15 protein-coding genes are annotated in these 21608 nt (G+C 48.5%); 14 read left to right on the forward strand and 1 reads right to left on the reverse strand.

Annotated elements, in window-relative coordinates:
• Positions 1–146: 146 nt before the first annotated feature.
• The 7 genes from gpAD87_RS02730 (at position 147) to gpAD87_RS02760 (ending at position 11439) form a co-directional block, all read left to right on the forward strand.
• Entirely contained in the window at positions 147–1406 is a 1260-nt protein-coding gene (locus tag gpAD87_RS02730) for an ABC transporter substrate-binding protein (protein ID WP_063565347.1), read from the forward strand.
• A 78-nt stretch (positions 1407–1484) separates the two neighbouring features.
• The gene (locus tag gpAD87_RS02735; RefSeq protein WP_063565348.1) at positions 1485–2372 is read left to right on the forward strand and encodes a carbohydrate ABC transporter permease; all 888 of its coding nucleotides are present in this window, start codon (positions 1485–1487) and stop codon (positions 2370–2372) included.
• The gene (locus gpAD87_RS02740) at positions 2365–3210 is read left to right on the forward strand and encodes a carbohydrate ABC transporter permease (RefSeq protein ID WP_064636035.1); all 846 of its coding nucleotides are present in this window, start codon (positions 2365–2367) and stop codon (positions 3208–3210) included. Before gpAD87_RS02735 ends, gpAD87_RS02740 begins: the two co-directional genes overlap by 8 nt.
• An 82-nt stretch (positions 3211–3292) precedes the next feature.
• Positions 3293–4828 carry a glycoside hydrolase family 30 protein gene (locus tag gpAD87_RS02745; RefSeq protein ID WP_231952417.1) on the forward strand — a complete coding sequence of 512 codons (1536 nt, stop codon included), beginning with the start codon at positions 3293–3295 and terminating at the stop codon, positions 4826–4828.
• Positions 4829–4897: 69 nt separating this feature from the next.
• Positions 4898–7888 (forward strand): beta-galactosidase, encoded by a 2991-nt coding sequence (locus gpAD87_RS02750; RefSeq protein ID WP_064636037.1) that lies wholly within the window; start codon positions 4898–4900, stop codon positions 7886–7888.
• Positions 7889–8185: 297 nt separating this feature from the next.
• A complete protein-coding gene (locus tag gpAD87_RS02755) occupies positions 8186–9520 on the forward strand; it encodes a glycoside hydrolase family 43 protein (protein WP_064636039.1) in 1335 nt (444 codons plus the stop codon).
• A gap of 80 nt (positions 9521–9600) precedes the next feature.
• Complete coding sequence (locus tag gpAD87_RS02760; RefSeq protein WP_064636041.1) at positions 9601–11439, forward strand: RICIN domain-containing protein; 1839 nt, start codon at positions 9601–9603, stop codon at positions 11437–11439.
• A gap of 191 nt (positions 11440–11630) precedes the next feature.
• On the opposite strand, the gene solA is transcribed toward gpAD87_RS02760, so the two are convergent.
• Positions 11631–12770 carry an N-methyl-L-tryptophan oxidase gene (solA, locus tag gpAD87_RS02765; protein WP_064636043.1) on the reverse strand — a complete coding sequence of 380 codons (1140 nt, stop codon included), beginning with the start codon at positions 12768–12770 and terminating at the stop codon, positions 11631–11633.
• Positions 12771–13000: 230 nt separating this feature from the next.
• Here solA and argH point away from each other — a divergent pair, with 230 nt between their 5' ends.
• The 7 genes from argH (at position 13001) to gpAD87_RS02800 (ending at position 21574) form a co-directional block, all read left to right on the forward strand.
• Positions 13001–14509, forward strand: coding sequence for an argininosuccinate lyase (argH, locus tag gpAD87_RS02770; RefSeq protein WP_064636045.1), 1509 nt, complete (start codon positions 13001–13003; stop codon positions 14507–14509).
• Between the two features lie 18 nt (positions 14510–14527).
• The gene (locus gpAD87_RS02775) at positions 14528–15472 is read left to right on the forward strand and encodes an amidohydrolase family protein (RefSeq protein WP_063565353.1); all 945 of its coding nucleotides are present in this window, start codon (positions 14528–14530) and stop codon (positions 15470–15472) included.
• 60 nt (positions 15473–15532) lie between these two features.
• On the forward strand, positions 15533–16882 hold the full coding sequence (locus gpAD87_RS02780; RefSeq protein WP_082934986.1) for an extracellular solute-binding protein: 1350 nt from the start codon (positions 15533–15535) through the stop codon (positions 16880–16882).
• A 27-nt stretch (positions 16883–16909) separates the two neighbouring features.
• Positions 16910–17854 carry a carbohydrate ABC transporter permease gene (locus gpAD87_RS02785; RefSeq protein WP_082934987.1) on the forward strand — a complete coding sequence of 315 codons (945 nt, stop codon included), beginning with the start codon at positions 16910–16912 and terminating at the stop codon, positions 17852–17854.
• A 24-nt stretch (positions 17855–17878) separates the two neighbouring features.
• Positions 17879–18739: a carbohydrate ABC transporter permease gene (locus gpAD87_RS02790; RefSeq protein ID WP_064636047.1), complete on the forward strand. Its 861-nt coding sequence runs from the start codon at positions 17879–17881 to the stop codon at positions 18737–18739.
• A gap of 257 nt (positions 18740–18996) precedes the next feature.
• Positions 18997–19821 carry an alpha/beta hydrolase-fold protein gene (locus gpAD87_RS02795; protein ID WP_064640724.1) on the forward strand — a complete coding sequence of 275 codons (825 nt, stop codon included), beginning with the start codon at positions 18997–18999 and terminating at the stop codon, positions 19819–19821.
• Positions 19822–19990: 169 nt separating this feature from the next.
• The gene (locus tag gpAD87_RS02800) at positions 19991–21574 is read left to right on the forward strand and encodes an AraC family transcriptional regulator (RefSeq protein WP_197521360.1); all 1584 of its coding nucleotides are present in this window, start codon (positions 19991–19993) and stop codon (positions 21572–21574) included.
• Positions 21575–21608: the final 34 nt, after the last annotated feature.

Raw genomic sequence — 21608 nt, forward strand, 5'->3', positions numbered from 1 at the left:
TTCGGAGGGTGAAATATAATGAGGTCGTGAATGAAACCCCTTTCATAAACTGGAACGGGTTTTAATTTTAAACTTTATGAAACCCATTTCATGAAACGGGTTTCAGTTGTCTGATCTTCCATTCATATTTCAAGGGGGCGCACGGTATGAGAAAAAGTTTAAAGGTCATTTCGTTATTGATGTTGGTCATGGTAATGGGTCTGACAGCCTGTAGCAAGGGTGACAGCGGTGCAGCTGGGGGAAAGGTCGATCTGAGCATGACGATCTGGGGCTCGGAGGACGAGAAGAAGATTTATCAGGAGAGACTCGACATTGTGAAGCAGACCTATCCCGATATTAATGTGAAACTGAACGTCGTTGCCGGGGACTATGATCAAAAGGTTCAGACGATGATCGCCGGAGGAACCGCACCAGACATCATGATGATTGCCGAGAACTATCAGGCGTACGCCTCCAAAAACCAAATTGTTTCGCTGGATGATATGATCCAGGCCAACAATGTGAACATGTCAGAGCGTTATTCTGACGACATCGCCAACCTGATGAAATTCGATGGTAAACAGTTCGGAATGCCGGACCGCGCAGGCGCGATGGTACTCTTTTACAACAAAGACCTGTTCGACAAGGCCGGGGTGGAATACCCGACCAAGGAATGGACGCAGGAAGACCTGCTCGCCGCTGCTCAGAAGCTGACAGTGAAGGAGAATGGCAAAACGGTTCAATGGGGGTACTACCCAGGCAGCTGGTGGCCGCAATGGATGCAATTGATTTACCAAAACGGTGGCTCCCTGTTCGATGAGAGCGGCAAACCTACCTTCAATACCGAACCTGTACGTAAAGCACTGCAATTCATGAATGATTTGACCTTCACCCATGGTGTGGGACCAACGCCAACGGAGATTGCCGACATGGGAAATATCGGTGCTGACCCATTGTTCGCCCAAGGCAAGATTGCCATGGAGACAACGGGATTCTGGAATATCGGTTCACTTGCCAAGGTGGAAGGGATCAATTGGGACATTTCTCCGATATGGGGAGAGACCAACGCTTTCTTCAATGGCTTCACGATTACGAACGCGTCCAAACATAAGGAAGAGGCATTCAAAATCATAGAAGCGCTGACTACACCAGAAGCACAATTACCAATGATCAAGGCGGGGCAGGATGCTCCTGCAACAAAGGCCGGCCTGTCCAGCGATGAGTTCCTGAATGCCGAATATGGCGGCAAGAAAATCAACATGGCTGCTTTCAGCGAGTCCACTATCTACGCCGAGCCGTTCAATCCGCAATGGAATGAAATGATGAAGCTCATTAACGACAAGCTGGGTGTCTACTTCAACAATAAAGCCTCACTGGATGATACCGTGACTGAAATTCAGAGCGGACTGGAAAGAATCTACAAATAGCATCGACAGGGGACAGACGGAATTCGGCATGAATGAATCCAGGTTTCGTCTGCTCGCTTCGTTATGGGAGGGCTTAACGTGAGAAAAAAGGACGGGAAATGGTTTTATATATTCATCTCGCCTTGGCTGATTGGTTTCCTTGGACTTACTCTGGGTCCGATCCTGTTTTCCATCTACATGAGCTTCACCAATTGGGATCTGTTCCAGTCTCCTGAATTCATCGGTATAGACAATTACAAAAACCTGTTGACCGATGACCCGATCTTTTGGAAATCCGTAGGCAATACCTTCTTCTACGCATTAATATCGATTCCGCTAGGCATGTCCATCTCGCTCTGGATCGCGTATTACCTCAACAAAAAAATCAAAGGTATTACCTTCTTCCGCATCCTGTTCTATCTGCCATCTGTCGTTCCGGTGGTTGCAAGCTCACTACTCTTCATCCATTTGCTCGCTCCAACGGAAGGGTTGATCAACCAGGCACTTGCCATCTTCGGCATTCAAGGCCCTGCTTGGCTGCTTGATCCAAACTGGGTTAAACCAGCTTTGATCCTCATGTCGCTATGGGGCGTCGGGGGCGGCGTGGTACTGCTGCTGGCGGGTATGAAAGGTATTCCTCAGGAGCTGTATGAGGCCGCTGCCATTGATGGGGCGAAGAGCTCGCAATCGTTCTTCCACATTACATTTCCAATGCTGACTCCCGTCATCTTCTTCAATCTTGTCACCGGGATGATCGGGGCGCTCCAGACGTTCGCACAGGTATTCATCGTAACAGCAGGTGGACCGGACAATGCCAGTCAGATGGTTGTTCCTTACCTGTTCCAGAATGCGTTCCAGTTCTACAAAATGGGATATGCATCGGCCATTGCCTGGGTGCTGTTCATCATCATCATGGCGTTGACCCTGGTTGTGTTCCGTTCGTCGGCGCTATGGGTGCATTACGAGGAGGGAAAAGCAAATGAGTAATCCATCCACTGTGGAGAAAACAATATCTTACATTTTTCTTATTCTGGTCGGGGTGCTGCTTGCTTCCCCTTTCCTGTACATGATCTCCATCGCACTGGCGAGTGACGCTACAACCGTAAAATCAGCCTTTACCTTCATACCGCTCGAATTCCAATGGTCCAATTTCTATACGATCTTCACGAATAACAATCTGGGTACTTATCTGAAAAATTCAGTCATTATTACCGTGATTACCATTATCGGATCGGTGTTGTCAGCATCGGTCGTATCTTATGGCTTCGCTCGGATCAAGGCGAGAGGCAGTCGGTTCCTCTTCATTGTACTGCTTAGTACGATGATGATTCCGGGCGAGGTGACGATGGTGCCGCAGTTCATCATCTTCCGTCATCTGGATTGGATCAATACATTCTATCCACTGATCGTGCCTAGTTTTTCCGCCGGAGCATTCAACGTATTTCTCATTCGGCAGTTCGTCATGAGCATTCCGAAGTCGCTTGATGAAGCTGCCATGATCGACGGCATGGGACATCCGGGAATCTACTGGAAAATCATTATGCCACTCACATATCCGATACTTGCCGCCATCGCCATTTTCTCGTTTTCCTATAACTGGGGGAACTTCATGGGACCGCTCATTTACATCAATGATCCGGAGAAAATGCCACTGGCGCTCGGTGTTCAGCTTCTGACCACGGTAGGTGGCGGACAGATGCCGCCATGGAACCTCGTTATGATTGCTTCCCTGTTCCTGACCATTCCGATGGTATTGGTGTATCTGTTCGGACAGCGTTATGTCTATGAAGCGAATATCAGTGGTGGCAGCAGCGGGATCAAGTAACGGGAGGTGAACGCAGTGTTGAAGCCAATGGTGAAAACCAAGAACCGTCTACATCGCACATGGGTAAAGGGCCGCAAGAACTATGAATAACAACAAGAACCCTATAGACAATGACAACCATAATTATCACAAGCAGCGCAGGTGGCGCAGCCGGAGTTACATCCTGATGGGTGTGGTGGCCCTGATCGCGCTCCTTGCGGGAGGAGGAATTATCATCAATCATTTTGCCAATGAATCATCCAAAACACTTGCATTCCAAGGTGAGCGGATACGTCTGAAGCTGGAGCAATCCTATGATCATTTTGAAGGCTGGGGTACGTCGCTGGCGTGGTGGGCCAACGATCTTGGAGGATGGAAAGATCAAGCAAAGGTCAGTGAAGTCATGGATCTGGTGTTTGATGCAGAGAAAGGGCTAGGTCTGAACATTGTTCGCTACAATATTGGCGGCGAGGAGAATCCCGACATGAAGGCGCTTCGGCCCGGAGGAGATGTTCCCGGCTTCCAGCCTGAACCCGGCGTGTGGGATTGGGAGGCAGATGCAGGACAACGTGCCGTATTACAAGGTTCTTTGGAACGTGGGGTCAACATTGCCGAAGCGTTCTCCAATTCACCACCTTACTGGATGACGATTAGCGGCTCGGTTACGGGTGCTGTAGATGGCAGCAATAATTTGCGTGAGGATCAGTACGACGCGTTTGCCGATTATTTGACCGAGGTCGTGAAGCATTATCGCGATGAGTGGGGTATTACGTTCCGTACACTTGACCCACTTAATGAACCATCCTCTGATTGGTGGAAGAAAGGCAACATGCAGGAAGGCAGTCATTTTACCAATGACAAACAAGCCGAGATTATCAAGAAAGTAGCAGCATCGCTCAAAAGTAAAGGGCTGGACGGTACGCTCATCAGTGCTGCGGACGATAATAGCATTGACGAGACGGTGCACAATTTCAGCCTCTATGATCAGGATACGCTTGATGTGATCGACCAGATTAACACGCACTCCTATAATGGTAGCAAAATGGAAGAGCTTCGCACGTTGGCCGAGCGACATGGCAAGAAACTGTGGATGTCCGAGTATGGGACGGGTGGCAGTGAACCGCATAGTCACGAGGACATGACTTCCGTGCAGGAGCTCGCGGAGCGCATCATGTTCGATCTGAAAATCATGCAGCCTTCTGCCTGGGTGTATTGGCAGGCGGTTGAAGATGAAGGTGCCAACAATAACTGGGGCTTTATTCATGCGAACTTTAATGGAGAAGAGCAGTACGAGATGACAAAACAGTATTATGGCATGGCCCAGTTTACGAAATTCATCCGTCCAGGTGCAACGATTATTCCAACAGATGAAGGGCGAACACTGGCTGCCTATGATGCAGGGCAGAAGAGATTGGTACTGGTGATTCGCAATGAGTTATCTGCCGGAACCACAGCATTTGAACTGGGGGCATTTGACTACAGCAGTACTTCTACAGCACAGGTTTATCAGACGTCACCGGATCGGAACATGGAGCAGCTTGAAAATGTTCCGGTATACACCAATGGACTGGAAGTCTCGACTGCGGACAATTCCATCACCACCGTTGTATTAGAAGGCGTAACGTTGCAGGCGAACTGAAGGTTAGGCAATTTATCATTTTCTGTCATCGGAGTGATGAACTCAAACACAGAGAAGGAGGGCTTATCTTTGACAGAGAAAACATCCCGTTTGCTTCAGGAGCAGGAGAAGAATACAAAGACGAGGGCTGAGCACAGCGTTCGTTCTGAACTGACTTACGATCAGCGCAGCTTCATGATGAATGGAGAACGAGTATTTCTGAACAGTGCCACCATTCATTATTTCCGCATGCCGAGGGAGGAATGGCGGGAGGTTCTGATGAAGGCGAAGCTGGCTGGCATGAATTGCATTGATACCTATTTTGCCTGGAACGTGCATGAGCCGGAGGAAGGACAATGGTCGTTCGAAGGAGACAATGATTGTGGAGCCTTTCTGGACCTGTGTGCAGAGTTGGGCATGTATGTAATCACGAGGCCGGGTCCGTTTATTTGCGCAGAGTGGGATTTTGGCGGCTTCCCCTATTGGCTGGAAACGAAGCAGGGAATCAAGTTCCGACAAAATAATGAAGCCTATCTGCATTATGTAGATTTGTATTTTGACCGAATCATTCCAATCATTCGTGAGCGCCAGCTATCTGCCGGAGGCACTGTTATTCTTGTACAGGTCGAGAACGAATACGGGTATCTGATGGATGATGCAGCAGCAAGTAATCATATGAACCACCTTCGGGACGGGCTGCTTCAGCGAGGGATTGACGTTCCGCTTATCACCTGTGTAGGTGGCGCGGAGGGCACGATTGAAGGGGCCAACTTCTGGTCAGGTGCTGACGGTCATTATGCGAAGCTGCGGGAGAAACAGCCGGATACACCGAAGATCGTTACGGAATTTTGGACGGGATGGTTCGAGAATTGGGGTGGGCCTTCTGCCATTCAGAAGACGGCGCCACTGTTTGAGAAACGCATGATGGAAATTCTTCGCACCGGTTATACCGGAATCAGTCATTACATGTTCTACGGCGGAACCAACTTTGGCGGATATGGTGGCAGAACCGTGGGCAGCAGCGATATTTTCATGATTACCTCCTACGATTATGATGCGCCGCTGAACGAGTACGGGCGGGTAACGGCCAAGTATGCTGTAGCCAAGACGTTATCCTATTTTGTCGATGCATTTGGCGCATTGCTGATGGAGACGGAGGAAGTACCAGCAGAGCAGATCAAGGTACGTCATCCGCAAGGCGTTTCTGTACGAGGCAGGTCTAAAGGCAGCGAGAAGATATGGTTCTTGGAGAGTCACAAGGATGAGCGCGAGACGTTTCACGTCACCCTGGAGGAAGGCCGGACACTTCCCGTAGCCCTGAACCCAGGGCAGATTATCCCGATACTTGACAGGGTAGAGATCGCCGAGAATGTATACCTGACAGGTGGCACGATGATTACGGGCAATGAAGTGGTGAATGGAGAATTGACCCTGTTCATCGTTGCGGAGGCGGGACAGCGTTCAGTTGTGGAACTGGAGACGAACGTCTTGAATGTACAGGGCAGTAGCATGCAGGTACTGGTTGAACGTGATCAGTTAAATGGAGCCTATCGCTTCGAACTGGTACATTTCCGTGAGCCAGGTATCATTCATCTGGAGGCAAGCGGTATCCCCATTCGGTTCGTGGTTCTGGACAAGGAAACGATGGATCGCACGTGGAGAATCAATGGAGGGGGAGAGCCAAATCAGCTGCGTTACGCAATCGGATTTGATGATGTAGATGTCTCCCTATCCGGGCAGGTCACGGGTATGATCTCTGATCCGGATCGGAATATTTTGCTTCTCGGCAGCTGGACGGATGGTGAACGGTCGTTGACTGGACGTGAGTTCATATATGGAGAAGCAAACGATTCACAGAGCGGCATACAGGATGAACATGTTCAGGAGTCATCCGCAGCAATTCAGCATGATCTTTTCACCACGCTGCCTATTCCACCGAAACTGTCGGATTCCCCCGAGTTGTCTCGTGTGTCATTAACAGCGGAACAGCGTGCTTCGAGTGGTCAACCAGAGCATTTTTCCCAGTACGGACAAGATTTCGGGTATCTATTATACGAGTGCGATTTCGACCGTTCGGTGGATGGAATCACCACCCTTATTCTGCCGGACCTTCAGGATACGGCCAGAATATATGTCAATCGTGTAGAGCAGGCACTGGTTCGTCAAGTTGGTGCAGCGGGTGTTCAGGTGCAGACGACGAAAGGAAAGAATACACTTCAGGTGCTGGTACAGCATATGGGCAGGCTGAATTTTTCTCCTTATTTGGGTGAAAGCAAAGGCCTAACAGGATCTGTGTACATCGGTGGTTCCGTTCAGGATATACGCCGGAATTGGCATACGGAGCATGGGGTGGTGCATCTCGATGAAGTGAATCATCTTGAGGATGCCCCACTTCTGAGCAGAAGCTTTACGCTGGATGGCATGGACCGTGCGATTCTCGTTGGAGCGGTGAGCCAGGGATTGCGCATTAATGGCATGGATGTGCCAATGGAAGGGTATCAGAACTGGTTTTCGTTCAACACATTGGATCTTTCCCTTTATTTGCGGCATGGAGAGACCAATACGCTGGAGATGCCTTATAGCAGAACGCCGCTGAATCGGCTGGAGCTGATCCTTTACCAGAGTGAAGATGAGCTGAAGGATTGGCGCATGGCAGGTACGGATGCCCTGCTTCCACGACAATGGGGATTATATGAGCCACCGAACGTTTCAGGTCATCTCGATACCTATCGGCAGGATGCGGACTATAGTGGCAATTGGAATGCCATGTCGGTGGGCAATGGTTCGTACGGTCAACCTGTCTGGTACCGCTGGAGTTTTTCCAAGTCAGCTGTGCCCGAACACTTCCGAGTGAACCTGATGCTTCGTCTTACCGGGATGAGCAAGGGAACAATTCATCTGAACGGGCACCATCTGGGACGTTATTGGCAGATCGGTCCGCAAGAGGATTACAAAATTCCGGTATCCTGGCTGCAGGATGAGAATGAATTGCTGTTATTTGATGAGGAAGGTCGAACGCCAGAACGGGTGCGTTTCTTGTATGATAACTTGTCCCAGTATCCATGGGGTGTGGTTGAGTAAATCTTCTTTTCATTGAACCGTATAAGAAGAATTGGGTCTGTTCTAACCAGTCGTGTCCTGTTCTAGAGGCTCCCAATTATTCTTTTAACCTCTCTTTGCGGAGACTGCTCGGATAATTGAATCTATAGATTCTGAATCTCCGGGCAGTTCTTGCAAGGTGAATGGACGGTGAGGACAGCTAGTATTGTTTATTGAAACCGTTTACATAATGAGGGTTTGCGGGCTACGTAGTCTTTGGAGGGGGTGATGTTTGGCAAAAGATATGCCTGTCCCACATTTTCGATAAGGAGATGACCCATGTTCACAAGGAAAAGATGGAGTACAAGATTATTCAAAACTTGTAAGTCCGGCATGATCATGCTGCTTGGAGCATTGTTTTTATTCATCACGTTATTCCCGAATACAGCCAGAGCAGCAACAAGTGTTTACACGATTTCGGCTTTTACCAATACGAGCGAATCCAATCTGTATATCTATGAATCCTACAATGCGACTAATTACGGTTTGCTTAAAGGGCCTGCCTATACACCCCCGGCCAATCTGATCCGTGATCCCAGCATCATGAAGCATACGGATGGGCTGTATTATGTCGTTTATACCACGAACTGGTCAGGTAATACGATCGGCATCGCATCAAGCACAGATAAGGTGAATTGGACGTTTGTCCGCAATATTACCCTATCTGCACCCACCACGATTGCACATACCTGGGCACCGGAATGGTTCAAAGACAGCAATGGCAGTCTGAACATCATCGTGTCCATCTCCCCAGGCAATTATGAGAACTTCAAACCTTATGTCATCACAGCGACCAATGCAACGCTGTCTTCCACAACATGGTCTGCTGCCACAGAGCTTGCAGGCATTGCACCCAACTACATCGATACCTTCATCGTTAAAACCGGCTCAACCTATCACGCATTCACCAAGAATGAAACCACCAAGTATATCGAATATGCTACAGCTACTTCCCTCACTGGACCTTACACATTCAAAGGGACAGGGGATTGGGCAGGATGGGGTTCCTGGGTAGAGGGACCTGCGCTTGTCCAGATGGATAACGGCTCCTGGCGAATCTATTTTGACGGTTACTCTACACAAAAATATTATTACAGCGACTCTGCTGACGGGTTTCAGACCTGGAGTGCAAAGCAGGAGCTTGCCGGTCTGACCGGATTGGTTCGGCACATGACCGTGTTGAAAGAAACCGGGCAGCCTGGCGATATCCGCAAGCTGGAGTCCTATAATGTTCCAGGCAGCTATATTCGCCATTATAACTATGTGGCCCGAATCGATGCCAGTGTCAGTCCCGCAGAGGACGCACAGTTCCGGGTTGTGCCCGGTCTGTCGAATGCCACAGGCATTTCATTTGAGTCTATGAATTATCCAGGCTATTTCCTGCGCAATAATAATGGCAACATCACACTGGTGAAAAATGACGGCAGTGCTACGTTTCGAAATGATGCCACGTTCAAACGGGTGAGTGGACTCGCGAATACCAGCTGGACATCTTACGCCTCTTTCAGCAATCCGAATTTGTACCTGAGACATTACAACAACGTGCTGCGTCTGGAATCCATCGTTACGGCGATTGACAAGGCAGATGCTACGTTCAGGGAGATTGCACTGTAATCTTCTGGATTCTTCCATTGAAATTGAACTCATTTTATCTTAAGAAACTGAACTCATTTACTTTAGAAGGAGTGAATCAAATGAAATGGTTGAAACGGTTGGGCACCCTGCTAATGGCAGGAAGTCTTATAACAGGGAGCTTGGGTACGGAAGCATCCGCCGCGGGTTCTTATACAGCCACGGCTGATCCCTCGAAGCAATATCAGACCATCGAAGGTTGGGGAACATCCCTTGCCTGGTGGGGCAAAGTGGTCGGAGAGTACTCCAACCGGGATGAGTATGTGGAAAAGATGTTTAGCCCAACAACCGGACTAGGTATGAACGTCCTGCGTTACAACATTGGAGGTGGCGATAATCCTTCTTCAAATGTGCTGGAATATCGCAAAGCTGTGCCGGGATATCAACCTTTCCCGGGTGTGTATGACTGGAATGCAGATGCCAATCAGAGGTATATGCTCCAAGCCGCCAAATCATATGGAGTCAACGTCTTTGAAGCCTTTGCGAACTCGGCACCCTATTGGATGACCATTAGCGGAAGTGTGTCCGGGGCCGCGAATGGTGGCAATAATCTCAAGCCGGATTATTATGATGATTTTGCTGATTATCTCACAGAGGTCGTGAAGCATTTCAGAGATAACTGGGGCATCACGTTTGACACAGTTACCCCGCTTAATGAACCGATCTCCACTTGGTGGAAGCTGGGTAATAATCAGGAGGGCATGCACTTTGATCGGGCAGATCAGAACACGATTCTGAGCCAGGTGCAATCTTCACTTACAGCAAAGGGATTGTCCACGAAGCTGAGTGCACCAGAAGAATACAGTCTGGATGACACAACCACTTCCTTCAACAGTTACAGCAGTGCAGTGAAGTCTGCGATCAGTCAAATTAACACACATACCTATGGCGGAAGCAATCGTGCATCATTGCGGAATACAGCGACTTCAGCGGGAAAACATCTCTGGACCTCAGAATATGGAGACGGGGATGCCAGCGGACTAACGATGTCACGCACGATCCTTAAGGATATACGCAACATGGGGGCGAGTGCGTGGGTGTACTGGCAGGCCGTAGATAGTGCGGATGGCTGGGGATTTTTCAAAAACGTACTGAATAACACGCAAACGACCAGCTACACCGTGAATCAGAAATATTATGTCATGGGCAACTACAGCAAGTTTATTCGTCCTGGTTACAAGATCATCGGCATGAGTGATGCCAATACGCTTGCTGCCTATGATGCTACTTCAGGTAAAGTGGTGCTGGTGACTACCAATTCGGATTCGAGTGATACAACGGTGACGTATGATTTGAGTCAGTTTACAAGTGTTGGATCGTCTGCTCAAGTGCACCGGACATCCTCTACGGAGAAGTTGCAGCAACTGACCAACATCAACATTCAGAATAAAAAGTTTACAGCGACCGCCAAAGCGGGCTCGGTTACAACCTATGTCATATCTGGCGCGACGTATAATGGCAGCACAGGATATGAATCCGGGGCGATCTATAAGCTGATCAATCGGAACAGTGGTCTCGCTTTGGATGTGAATGGGGCTTCCACTGCCGGGGGTGCAACGATCATCCAGTGGAACGACAATGGCGCAGCAAACCAACAATGGAAGTTGGAGTCTGCGGGCAACAGTTATTATAAGATCCGTAACGTAGGCAGTGGTCTGCTGCTGGATGTGAATCAGAGCTCTACTCAAGGAGGAGCAGCCTTGATTCAGTGGCAGGATAACGGGGGCAACAATCAACAATGGTTACCGGTGGATGTCGGAGGATATCTTGTGCTCGTGAACCGCAATAGCGGCTTGACCGTTGATATCAACCAGAGCTCCACAACCGCTGGTGCCTCGACCATTCAATGGGCAGACAATGGTGGAGCCAATCAGCAATGGAGTTTGGTTAAAGTGAATTAGAAGGAGAGTATTCATTGCGCGGACTGCTCTCGCTTTAGAATGATTCAACGTTGCTAAGGTAAGGATACTCCTTTCTTGAAGTAGGGCGCGCTATGCCACACGGCACGGATCAAGAAAGGAGTTCATCCTGATACACCAAATCGAGTTAGCTTACGTTCAGTACTAGTTCAGCCTTCTCCGGGGCTAGTGCTCTATTGAAAACGTGAAAGGGCAAATCGTCCAATATCCTGATCCGTATGCCCTGTTTGCACCAAGTCAGACAATATTTTGCCCACTGCACTTGCAAATTTGAAGCCATGACCGGAAAATCCGCCTGCCAGCCATACGTGGTTATGGGCGGGGTGACGGTCAATAATAAAATCTTCATCCGGTGTGAACTCGTATTTGCATACCGCACCACGCTTCAGCTTTCCGGCTGCCAGTGGCATCCGAAGTTCAAGTAATCTCCGCAGATCACCCTCATCCGTCTCATTAGAGCCAAATGAAGCCAGTGTACCGCCTGGTGTCCACTCTTGCCCCGTATCATGACGTCCAATCTTAAGACCCGACCCGCCAATGCTCGGAAATCCATAATATCCGCCTTCTTTTCCAGCCAGTGTGAAACCGGGAAAGTGATCCTCGGCGAACAAAGCCTCCGGTGCATCGAACCATCCCACGGTTTTGCGTACAGCTCGAATGGGAAGGTTCACGAACGGTTTCAGCGTCTGAAACCATGCCCCGGCACTGAGAATGACCTGGTTCGCATAATAGGTCTCGCCAGCAGATGTGATGACTCCAACAGAATCTGCGCTGCACTCGATATGTTCAACACGTGTATGCGTTAAAAGAGTGGCACCCGATGCTTCGGCTGCCTGACGGAAGGCGAGCACGCAGCGTTCACTGAATAAATAACCTGCATCAGGCTCATACATTCCCTCGTAATATTCGGGGACTTCAATGCCTGGCCAGCGTTTCATGATTTCGGCTGCGCGCAAGGTTTCATATTGAATCCCCGCATCGTCAGCATGGGTTAAACGATTATGAAAAGAATGGATGTCCGGGTCAACTATATTCAAAACGCCCGAAGGTACAAGCAATCTCGCCCCGGTAGTATCCTCCAGTTCTTCCCACAGTTCCTGCGCCAGAAGTGCCATCGCTATATAGTCAGGTCCCCCGCTGTACACGTGGCGGATAAGCCGTGGTTCTCCGTGATGGCTGCCCTCCGTATGCGGAGGATCAAAAGCATCAATCAGCAATGTCTTAAATCCACTGCGCGCAAGATAATAACCTGCACTCATGCCCATCGATCCGGCTCCAACAATAATGACATCATAGGAATGTGATATAACCATTCCTCCTTCCGCTTTTTTTTACAGACCAATCTTATACAGGATAATCTAGTCTTCAAATCTACGGTAGTCAATAGAACAGGTTATAGAGAAAGCCGATACGACAATAGAAAATTTTTATTAAGGATAAAGTTGTATGTAAACCAAAATAGTGGTAGAGTTTTGAACTAAACATTCCGACCTGATTAGTCGGTATTTTAGATCTCTGTATATTCAGATGAAGAACAAGGAAGGTGAAGTCAACGTCAACGAATCCAACACAAACGTCTGGTTTTCCCAGTCAAACCTATGCCGAAATTGTACTTGAACCCGCCTATAACCAGGCCACACAGCATCTACTGAACCCCATGATAGCCGTAAACAAAGCACATCTGATTATGCTCCTTGAACAACACATCATTTCGGAGCAAGAGGCGTTCCACATCGCTTCGGCTATACTAGGTCTGGATGTAGATGGGCTCCGAACGAGCGAATATTCCTCCCACGTTGAAGATTTGTTCTACCAAGTCGAAGTTGAACTAGAGAAGCTTGGCGGACTCTCTGTCGGGAATCTGCACTTAGCCAGAAGCAGAAACGATATGGGAATCGCCATTTATCGTATGGTGCTAAGGGAGAAGCTGAACTCAACGATTTCCTCAGGGCTATCATTACACCGAAGCCTAAGAGAATTTGCATTACGTCATATCGATACCCTCATGATTGCTCACACTCATACCCAACAAGCCCAGCCGACAACACTTGCCCACTACATCTGTGCCGTTAGCGATTCCCTTGAACGGGATCTTAATCGGTTGAGATCCGCCTATACAGGCTGCAATCGCAGTAGTCTTGGTGCGGCTGCTCTCACCACTTCTGGTTTTCCGGTCTGTCGAGACCGAACCGCAGAACTGCTCGGCTTTGATGGCATGATTGAGAATGCCTATGATGCCGTCAGCGGTGCAGATTATGCAGGTGAAGCGGCCTCTGTAGCCCAACTGGCAGCTATAAATCTGGGGCGTTTCGTTCAGGATCTGCTGTTATGGTGCACACAGGAATATGGTGCATTAATTGTAGCTGCCCCTTACGTTCAGATTAGTTCCATCATGCCGCAAAAACGTAATCCGGTATCCATTGAACACGCCCGTTCACTCCTTTCAAGTGCCAAAGGGGATGCAGCAACTGCTCTTAACATGATGCATAACACGCCCTTTGGTGACATTGTAGATACCGAAGATGATATGCAGCCCTATGTATGGAGAAGTCTGAATACACTTGAATCCGTATATCGCTTGCTGTCCGAAGTGATGGATACCCTTAAGGTCAATGTGTCATTGCTGCGTGAACGGGCAGAGCGTAGTTTTGCCATGGTTACCGAACTTGCAGATACGCTGGTCCGCACAGAAGGATTATCGTTTCGACAAGCTCATTCCATCGTGAGCCGGATTGTAACACAGCTGACGGAATCTGGTATTTCTATTTCGGGATTGAACTGGGAGGTTGTGAACACAGCGGTACAGGAAATTGCCGCCAAGCCGCTTGCCCTAACCTATGAGCAATTAGAGGAAGCAATATCTCCCGAGCATTTTGTACACATTCGGCATGTGCGTGGTGGACCCAATCCGGAAGAAGTGGCAAGAGCATTGGAGGCCCAAGCGCTCCGTCTCGGCACACAGGAACAATGGAGTCTCGATACCACTAATAAACTCCGTTCTGTAGATGCAAAACTGGATTTAATTCTAAACGGCTGGCTTAACAGAATCTAAATGGAAGGAGCAAAATCAATGTTCTCCAATCCCGACTTTCGAGTTTTTGACATCCATGCCCATCTGCCTTATAAACTTTTGCTTTCCTCATATAAAAACCATGAGTTGGTGACGCGATATGGCAAGGAACGCAGTGAGCGAATGAGACTAACCTGGGACTTCCCGGCGGTGGAGGAGCAGGGAGAGGAAGCTGCGCGGCCGTTAATCGAACGGTGGGTAGAGGAATTAGACAAATACAATATTGCTGGACTTAACTTTCTGACGGCTCTGGATAATGACAACTTGGCTGAACAAATATCCATATACCCGGATCGGTTTACCGGATTCGCCTATCATCCCATTGAAAATGAAGATGCATCCATCGAGCTGCGTAGGGCAGTTGATGAGCTCGGATTGCGAGGATATAAGTTGTTTGGTCCCCTCACCCAGATTCCCTTTGACTCTCCTTCGCTCGACCCGGTGTGGGCATTTCTTGCAGAGCGGCGCCTGCCTGTCCTGATTCATTTTGGCATGCTTGGTCATGCCGGAGGCATCGTTCATCATCCCAACATCAATCCGCTTGCCATCTTTAATACGGCCCGTGCCTATCCGGATATTCCGTTCATCATCCCTCATTTTGGCGCAGGCTATTTCCAGGAGCTTCTGCATCTAAGTTGGAGCTGCCCTAATGTATACATCGACACCTCGGGTTCCAATCAGTGGGTACGTTGGATGCCCTACGAGCTGAACCTGGAGACGTTATTCCGCAAAACATACGAGCTGCTGGGTCCAGAGCGAATCATCTTTGGAACGGATGCGAGCGGATTTCCGCGTGGTTATCCCTATCGTTATTTACAGGATCAGGTCCGGGTATGTCGTGAACTTCGCTTCCCTGAAGCGGACATTGAACTCATCTTCGGAAATAACGCAAGACGTCTGTTGAAGCTGCCTGTTGGCAAAGCCGTCGGTTCCACCAACGCGTAAGTCAAGGAAATAGAGAACGTTATAACACTTTTGTTGCAAAAGAGGGGAGAGTGGCTTCACTTGACGAAATCCGGTTATTTTTCATTCAGGCCAAGCAAGACTCTGCAATTTTTGATTGCAGGTTTACTCTTATTGAGCATTACAGCTTGCTCAACCAAGCCATCCGAAGAGTCTGGTTCGGCAGGTGTAACAGCTTCGGGTGATCAGACGGAGCCCATCACGATTGAGTACTGGCAGTACGAATTTCCAGCCAAGGTTGAACTGATCAATACCTTAATCCAGGAATTCGAGACGGAACATCCCAACATCAAAGTCAAACAAACCAATTTTCCGTACGACCAGTACAATCAAAAGGTAGCTACACTGGTTCCCGCTGGAAAAGGACCGGATGTCATCAATCTGTATTACGGCTGGTTGCCCAAATATGTGCAATCCGGTTATTTACAGCCGTTGCCGGAAAGCAGCTTTCCGGGCATCGCCGAGGCATTTTTCCCTTTTGTAGATACAGCCAAATTAAACGGAAGCTATTATGCTCTGCCTACAGGCGTGAGAACGCTGGGGTTGTTTTATAACAAGGACTTGTTCACCAAGGCTGGACTTGATCCCGACAAACCGCCTACGACTTGGGAAGAACTTGTCTCGGATGCCAAGGCATTAACGGAAACGGACAAAAATGGGCAGTTGGTAACAGAGGGTTTCGCGTGGGAACCGGGTTCCCAGCTTCATCACTGGTTCCGAGACGGATTGTTATATCAAGCGGGAGGCAAAGATACAAGCGAGGATCGTCGGAAAGTCCTGTGGAATGATACCCCCGCAGGGCTTGAAGCATTCAAGTATCTGGTTGATTTTGCAACCGTGCATAAAGTGGGCATTAACGGCTTTTACACCGATGATGCCAATGCATTCAAAACGGGCCATGCCGCAATTAACGTCGATGGTTCATATCGATTGGGATCTATCAAAAAAGACGCTCCCGATTTGAATTTTGCTGTCGCACCGCTGCCGGGTTATAAAGGAAAATCCACACAGGCTTCATTCTGGGCGAATGCGATTCCAGCCAATGTTACCGGAGAGAAGTTGGAAGCAGCTACGGCCTTTTTACAGTTTTTGATCAGCAAGGGCGTTCAGGAACAATGGGTGGAGAAGGTCGGTGAACTTCCCGCACAGAAAGAAGTTGCTCTTCAGGATAAGTATGTGAATGACCCGCTGCTTGGCCCTTTTATCTCCCAACTGAACGATGCCAACGCCCACTTCTTCATTGATGAGACGCAGGAGCGTACGTTGTTTGTGAACGCTGTGGATGAGGTGCTGCTTAATCATGTGCCGGAAGAACAGGCCTTCAATGATCTGGTGGCCAAAACCCAGAAGCTCTATGATGACTACTGGACGAAACAGGATAAGAAAAAATAAGTTCTCATTCAAGGAGGCTGCGCAGCTATGAGGACTACCGGGGTGATCCCTTCGCGGCCGAAACGGCGTTTATGGTTCGGATCGGGAATTGGAAGACTCAATTACAGACATAAACAGCGGTTATTCATTTATGGCGGTTTGTTGATTCCGCTGATCTATTTTGTAGTCATCCGCATCTTACCGATTCTGTATTCCTTTAACGTAAGCTTTCGCGAATGGGGCATGCTGTCACCGGATAAACCCTTTGTGGGCTTTGATAATTATGCGACATTGCTAAGTGACCCTCTATTTCTCAAGTCGCTGGTGAACACAGGAATCTACGTCGTTGTTGGAGTGCCTGCACAGTTAATTGCCGGATTAATCGTGGCTCTTCTTCTCCAGCAAGTGGTGAAGCTGCGCGGATTGTTCAGGACGGCCTACTTTATCCCGTATGTAACCAGTGTAGTGGCGGTAAGTTGGGTATTCCGGTGGCTGCTGATGAAGAACGGGATTGTAAATGCTCTATTTATAGAGTTGGGTCTTGGACCGCAGTCATTCCTGTATTCGCCCTCACAGGCCATCTTTTGGATTATTGCGGTGATGGTATGGCAAAATATCGGATTTCAGATGCTCATTTTCCTGGCGGGTCTGCAAAACATCCCTAAATTGTATTATGAAGCGGCTGCGATAGACGGAGCCACGGGTTGGCAGCGCTTTGTGCATATTACGATCCCTCTGTTGAACCCGGTCATGCTTCTATCTGTCGTCATGGCAAGCATCGGGTTTCTGCAATCCTTCACTCAGGTGCTGAATATGACTGGCGGCGGACCGTTGGACTCCACCATATCTGTCGTGCTTCATATATATAATTTGGCTTTCAAGAGTTTTGATATGGGCTTGGCCTCGGCAGCGACTGTTATTCTGTTTGTCATCATATTCATGCTGACACTGATTCAGCTTAAAGTGCTTGGCAGTCGTTTTCAACAGGAGTAAAAGGAAGGAGGGTGCTTTACAAGCATGAGCAGATCTGCCGCATGGGCCGATACCCGAACAACACTCCGCTGGAAACGTTCCGGGTCACTGATCAGTTATGGTTTACTTACGCTCGGACTTGGGTTGATGGTGTTTCCGTTTCTATGGATGATATCGACGTCGTTCAAGACGCTGGATGAAATCTACTCTCTAAGCCTCATCCCTTCCAGAGTTACATGGGATAATTATGCGGCTATTTTTCAGGGAACTCCATTTCCCCGCTGGATGTTGAACAGTTTATATGTAGCCGTCATTGCCACCGTGAGCGTCTGCGTATTTGATTCCATTACGGGATACATTCTGGCCAAATTTACGTTCTGGGGGAAACAGGTTATCTTTGTACTCATTCTGAGTACATTAATGGTGCCGACTGAAATGCTGATTATTCCATGGTATCTTGTATCCAGCAGTTTTAACGGCATGGATACGTACTGGGGAATTCTGTTTCCAGGTTTAATATCCGGGTTTGGCATTTTTCTAATGAAGCAATTCATGGAATCTCTTCCTTCGGAATTACTGGACGCGGCACGAATTGATGGCATGGGAGAATGGGGCATTTTCCTTCGGATCGCTGTTCCGCTGGTAAGGCCAGCGTTCGCCACCCTCTGCATTCTGACATTCCTGGGCAGTTGGAATTCATTCATCTGGCCGCTCATTATTACACAGAGTGAGGAGATGTTTACGATTCCGGTCGGGATGGCTTTCTTCTCCAGCGAGGCTAAGGACAGCAGCAATTGGGTGCAGATTATGACTGGAGCAACACTTTCGGTTCTGCCATTGATCATTCTCTTTCTGTGTTTTCAGAAGCAGATCATTCGTGGTATTGCTACAACAGGTCTAAAATAGCATTAAAGCGACGGACATGTTTTATAGAAAAACAGAACCCTACAATACAATACAAAGCAAAACAAAACAGAGCCGGTTACCCCGTCAAGGGGGCCGGCTTTATTCTTTCATGGAAATGGAAAAGCCATGCGTGCAATGAAGCGGTGCATTTTCCATATGGAAATGGGTGATTCGTCCATGGAAGGCCGGACCGACCTTGGATATAATCGGAGACTAAAGCCGTAGCAACCAGGAGGAATACTTCATTGAAACAAGTGATGAGACATGACGGAACAGAACCGGAGGTAACTTTGCCGGGAACCACCTTTTACCGCATGCGTGCAGAACAGACCAAAAGAGAGTACGAGATCAGAGTTTGGGTGCCGGAGAGCGCCCCGCCAGCTTCCGGATATCCCGTGATCTATTTACTGGATGCCAATGCGGTGTTTGGTACGATGGTTGAGGCCATGCGTGTACAATCTTTACGCCCGGAGAAGACCGGGGTTGCGCCAGTAATTATTGTTGGCGTGGGGTATACAGTCCGGGAACCCTTTCCACAGGACAGGCACTATGATTTTATGATGTCGGTTCCCGAAGATGAATTACCCCGGAGACCGGACGGAGCAACTTGGCCGGAGCATGGCGGCGCTGAAGCATTCACCCAATTTATCGAGGAACAATTGAAGCCGGACATTGAACGATGCTATGCCATTGACCGGAGCAGACAGTCCGTTGTGGGACACTCGCTGGGAGGATTATTTGTTTTGCAGTTGTTACTAGATCGTCCGGGAACATACCGAAATTACATTGCAGGTAGTCCGTCTCTTCATTGGAACTCGGCCTGGATCGCCCGGCAGCAAGAGACGTTTGCTTCCCGTATGCTGGATAATCGTATGGAAATTCACGTTTTACTTGCAGCAGGAGAACTGGAGGGGAGTCATCCCAGCGGGGTGATTGAACGTTCCCGAGCATTTACCGAATGGTTGAACCATGCCGATGCAAGTGGAGTCCGTGCTGATTTTATCTGTTTTGAAGATGAAGGTCACATCTCTGTATTGCCTGTGTTGATCAGCAGAGTACTGCGATTTGCATCCAGAGATTGATCGGGTTGAGCACCATCATGAAAGAACTAGTAGATGCGGGGGTCTCTGGAAATTTGATATACTGATGATAGTTATTGAGAATGGTTATCAAATGGAGGCCTATAAATAGATGATTTCCCCTAACTTATACCCTAATCAAGAAGTGGATTCCACGTATCCACTCGACAGATTGACTATAAAATTGCGTGACATGGAGAAAATGAAATCCACTTCAGACTGGAACATTCCCCAGCAGCATACCTCGTCATATGTGCTTGTCATGGTCACAGGTGGTGAAGCATTACTGACACTGGATCGGGGGTCTATCCATATCCATGCACAAGGCGTATATTCCTGTGTACCCGAATCCACTTTTGGACTGACTTCATTCGGAGATGAAGGAGCCGAAGTAACGATCATGCGGTTTGACCTTTATCAAGAGCTGCATGATGATCCTGACACCTTGCATGTGGTTAAAGATACCCCGATGTTCAGATCTGGCAAGGAGCTGGCAGTGTCACCAACCGTTCAGCTCTCATTTATGTGCGAAGAAATACACAACCTGTGGCATAGTGGCAGGGCCATGGGACATTTTCAGGCACATGTGCAGTTTCTCCAATTGCTTGCAAGCCTTACGGAAGCATCACCTCCGCTTAAGGAAGATTCCCAGATGATGATCCAGCGTACCAAAGATTATATCGATGAGCATTCCAATGAGAATCTAACCGTGGAATATCTGGCAGGCATGGCCGGGCTGAGTCCGAAATATTATGTGGACCTGTTCAAGCGAAGATATGGAATGAGTACAACTGATTATATTTCTTCACTCCGCATTAACCGGGCAAAACAACTGATGGCCGGTACTGAAATGCGTCTGCGGGATATTGCTCATCAGGTTGGATATCAGGACGAATTTTACTTCAGTCGCAAATTTAAAAAAGCCATGGGAATATCCCCTTCGGTATATATGAACAGCCGCCGCCGTAAAATCGCCGCTTATCACATTGCGATTACAGGACATTTGCTGGCCCTGAACATGATTCCCTATGCGGCACCGCTGCATCCGAAATGGACATCGTATTATTATCGAATGTATGGCAAGGACATCCCTGTACATCTGAGTGCCTATCGGATTGACATGGAGTGGCAATCCAAAATTCAGGCTCTGCAGGAGCATCAGCCGGATCTGATTATCAGTTACGACCACTTGCGACCTGAGGAGAAAGCACAGCTTGAAGCTATTGCACCGGTTCATTACCTCAAGGTCTCAGATCACAACTGGCGTTCACAGCTGCAGATTCTGGCTGAACAACTGGGGGCACAGCAGGATGCCAAGAGTTGGCTGGAAACTTATGATCATAAGGCGGAACAGGTCAAAACGATGATGCAACAAAAGCTCGGCAACGAGGAGGTTGTCGTTGTCCGTTTGTTAAAACATCAGTTCACACGTTATTGTTCACCTTCCATGTTGGAAGTGTTATATGGAGATTTGGCAGTCAAACCAGCCCATATCAGTGAAGAAGGGGAGATATATAACGAGCCGATTACGCTGGAACAACTGGATGAAATGCAGACCGATTGGATATTTCTGATGGTATGTCAAGAGAGTGAGACGTTATCCTTCTGGGAGGATGTGCAGAAAACCTCCTTGTGGCAAAATATAAAGTCTGTTCAGAATAACCGGTTGTTCATCATCCCGGCTGATCCCTGGCTTGAGAACTCGCCCCTCGCCAACGAACGCATCCTGGACGATCTGATGGATCGCTATCGGTGAAAAATCCATAGAGATTCAGGACAGAGTCCATGGT

This window comes from Paenibacillus sp. AD87 (genome assembly GCF_001659845.1).
In the GTDB taxonomy this organism is placed as follows: Bacteria; Bacillota; Bacilli; order Paenibacillales; family Paenibacillaceae; genus Paenibacillus; species Paenibacillus marchantiae.

What these genes read in the sequence shown, in the direction of transcription:
- gpAD87_RS02730 (WP_063565347.1), top strand. Translation starts at nt 147, where the DNA reads ATGAGAAAAAGTTTAAAGGTCATTTCGTTATTGATGTTGGTCATGGTA.
- gpAD87_RS02740 (WP_064636035.1), top strand. Translation starts at nt 2,365, where the DNA reads ATGAGTAATCCATCCACTGTGGAGAAAACAATATCTTACATTTTTCTT.
- gpAD87_RS02745 (WP_231952417.1), top strand. Translation starts at nt 3,293, where the DNA reads ATGAATAACAACAAGAACCCTATAGACAATGACAACCATAATTATCAC.
- gpAD87_RS02755 (WP_064636039.1), top strand. Translation starts at nt 8,186, where the DNA reads ATGTTCACAAGGAAAAGATGGAGTACAAGATTATTCAAAACTTGTAAG.
- gpAD87_RS02760 (WP_064636041.1), top strand. Translation starts at nt 9,601, where the DNA reads ATGAAATGGTTGAAACGGTTGGGCACCCTGCTAATGGCAGGAAGTCTT.
- solA (WP_064636043.1), bottom strand. Translation starts at nt 12,770, where the DNA reads ATGGTTATATCACATTCCTATGATGTCATTATTGTTGGAGCCGGATCG.
- gpAD87_RS02775 (WP_063565353.1), top strand. Translation starts at nt 14,528, where the DNA reads ATGTTCTCCAATCCCGACTTTCGAGTTTTTGACATCCATGCCCATCTG.
- gpAD87_RS02785 (WP_082934987.1), top strand. Translation starts at nt 16,910, where the DNA reads ATGAGGACTACCGGGGTGATCCCTTCGCGGCCGAAACGGCGTTTATGG.
- gpAD87_RS02790 (WP_064636047.1), top strand. Translation starts at nt 17,879, where the DNA reads ATGAGCAGATCTGCCGCATGGGCCGATACCCGAACAACACTCCGCTGG.
- gpAD87_RS02795 (WP_064640724.1), top strand. Translation starts at nt 18,997, where the DNA reads ATGAGACATGACGGAACAGAACCGGAGGTAACTTTGCCGGGAACCACC.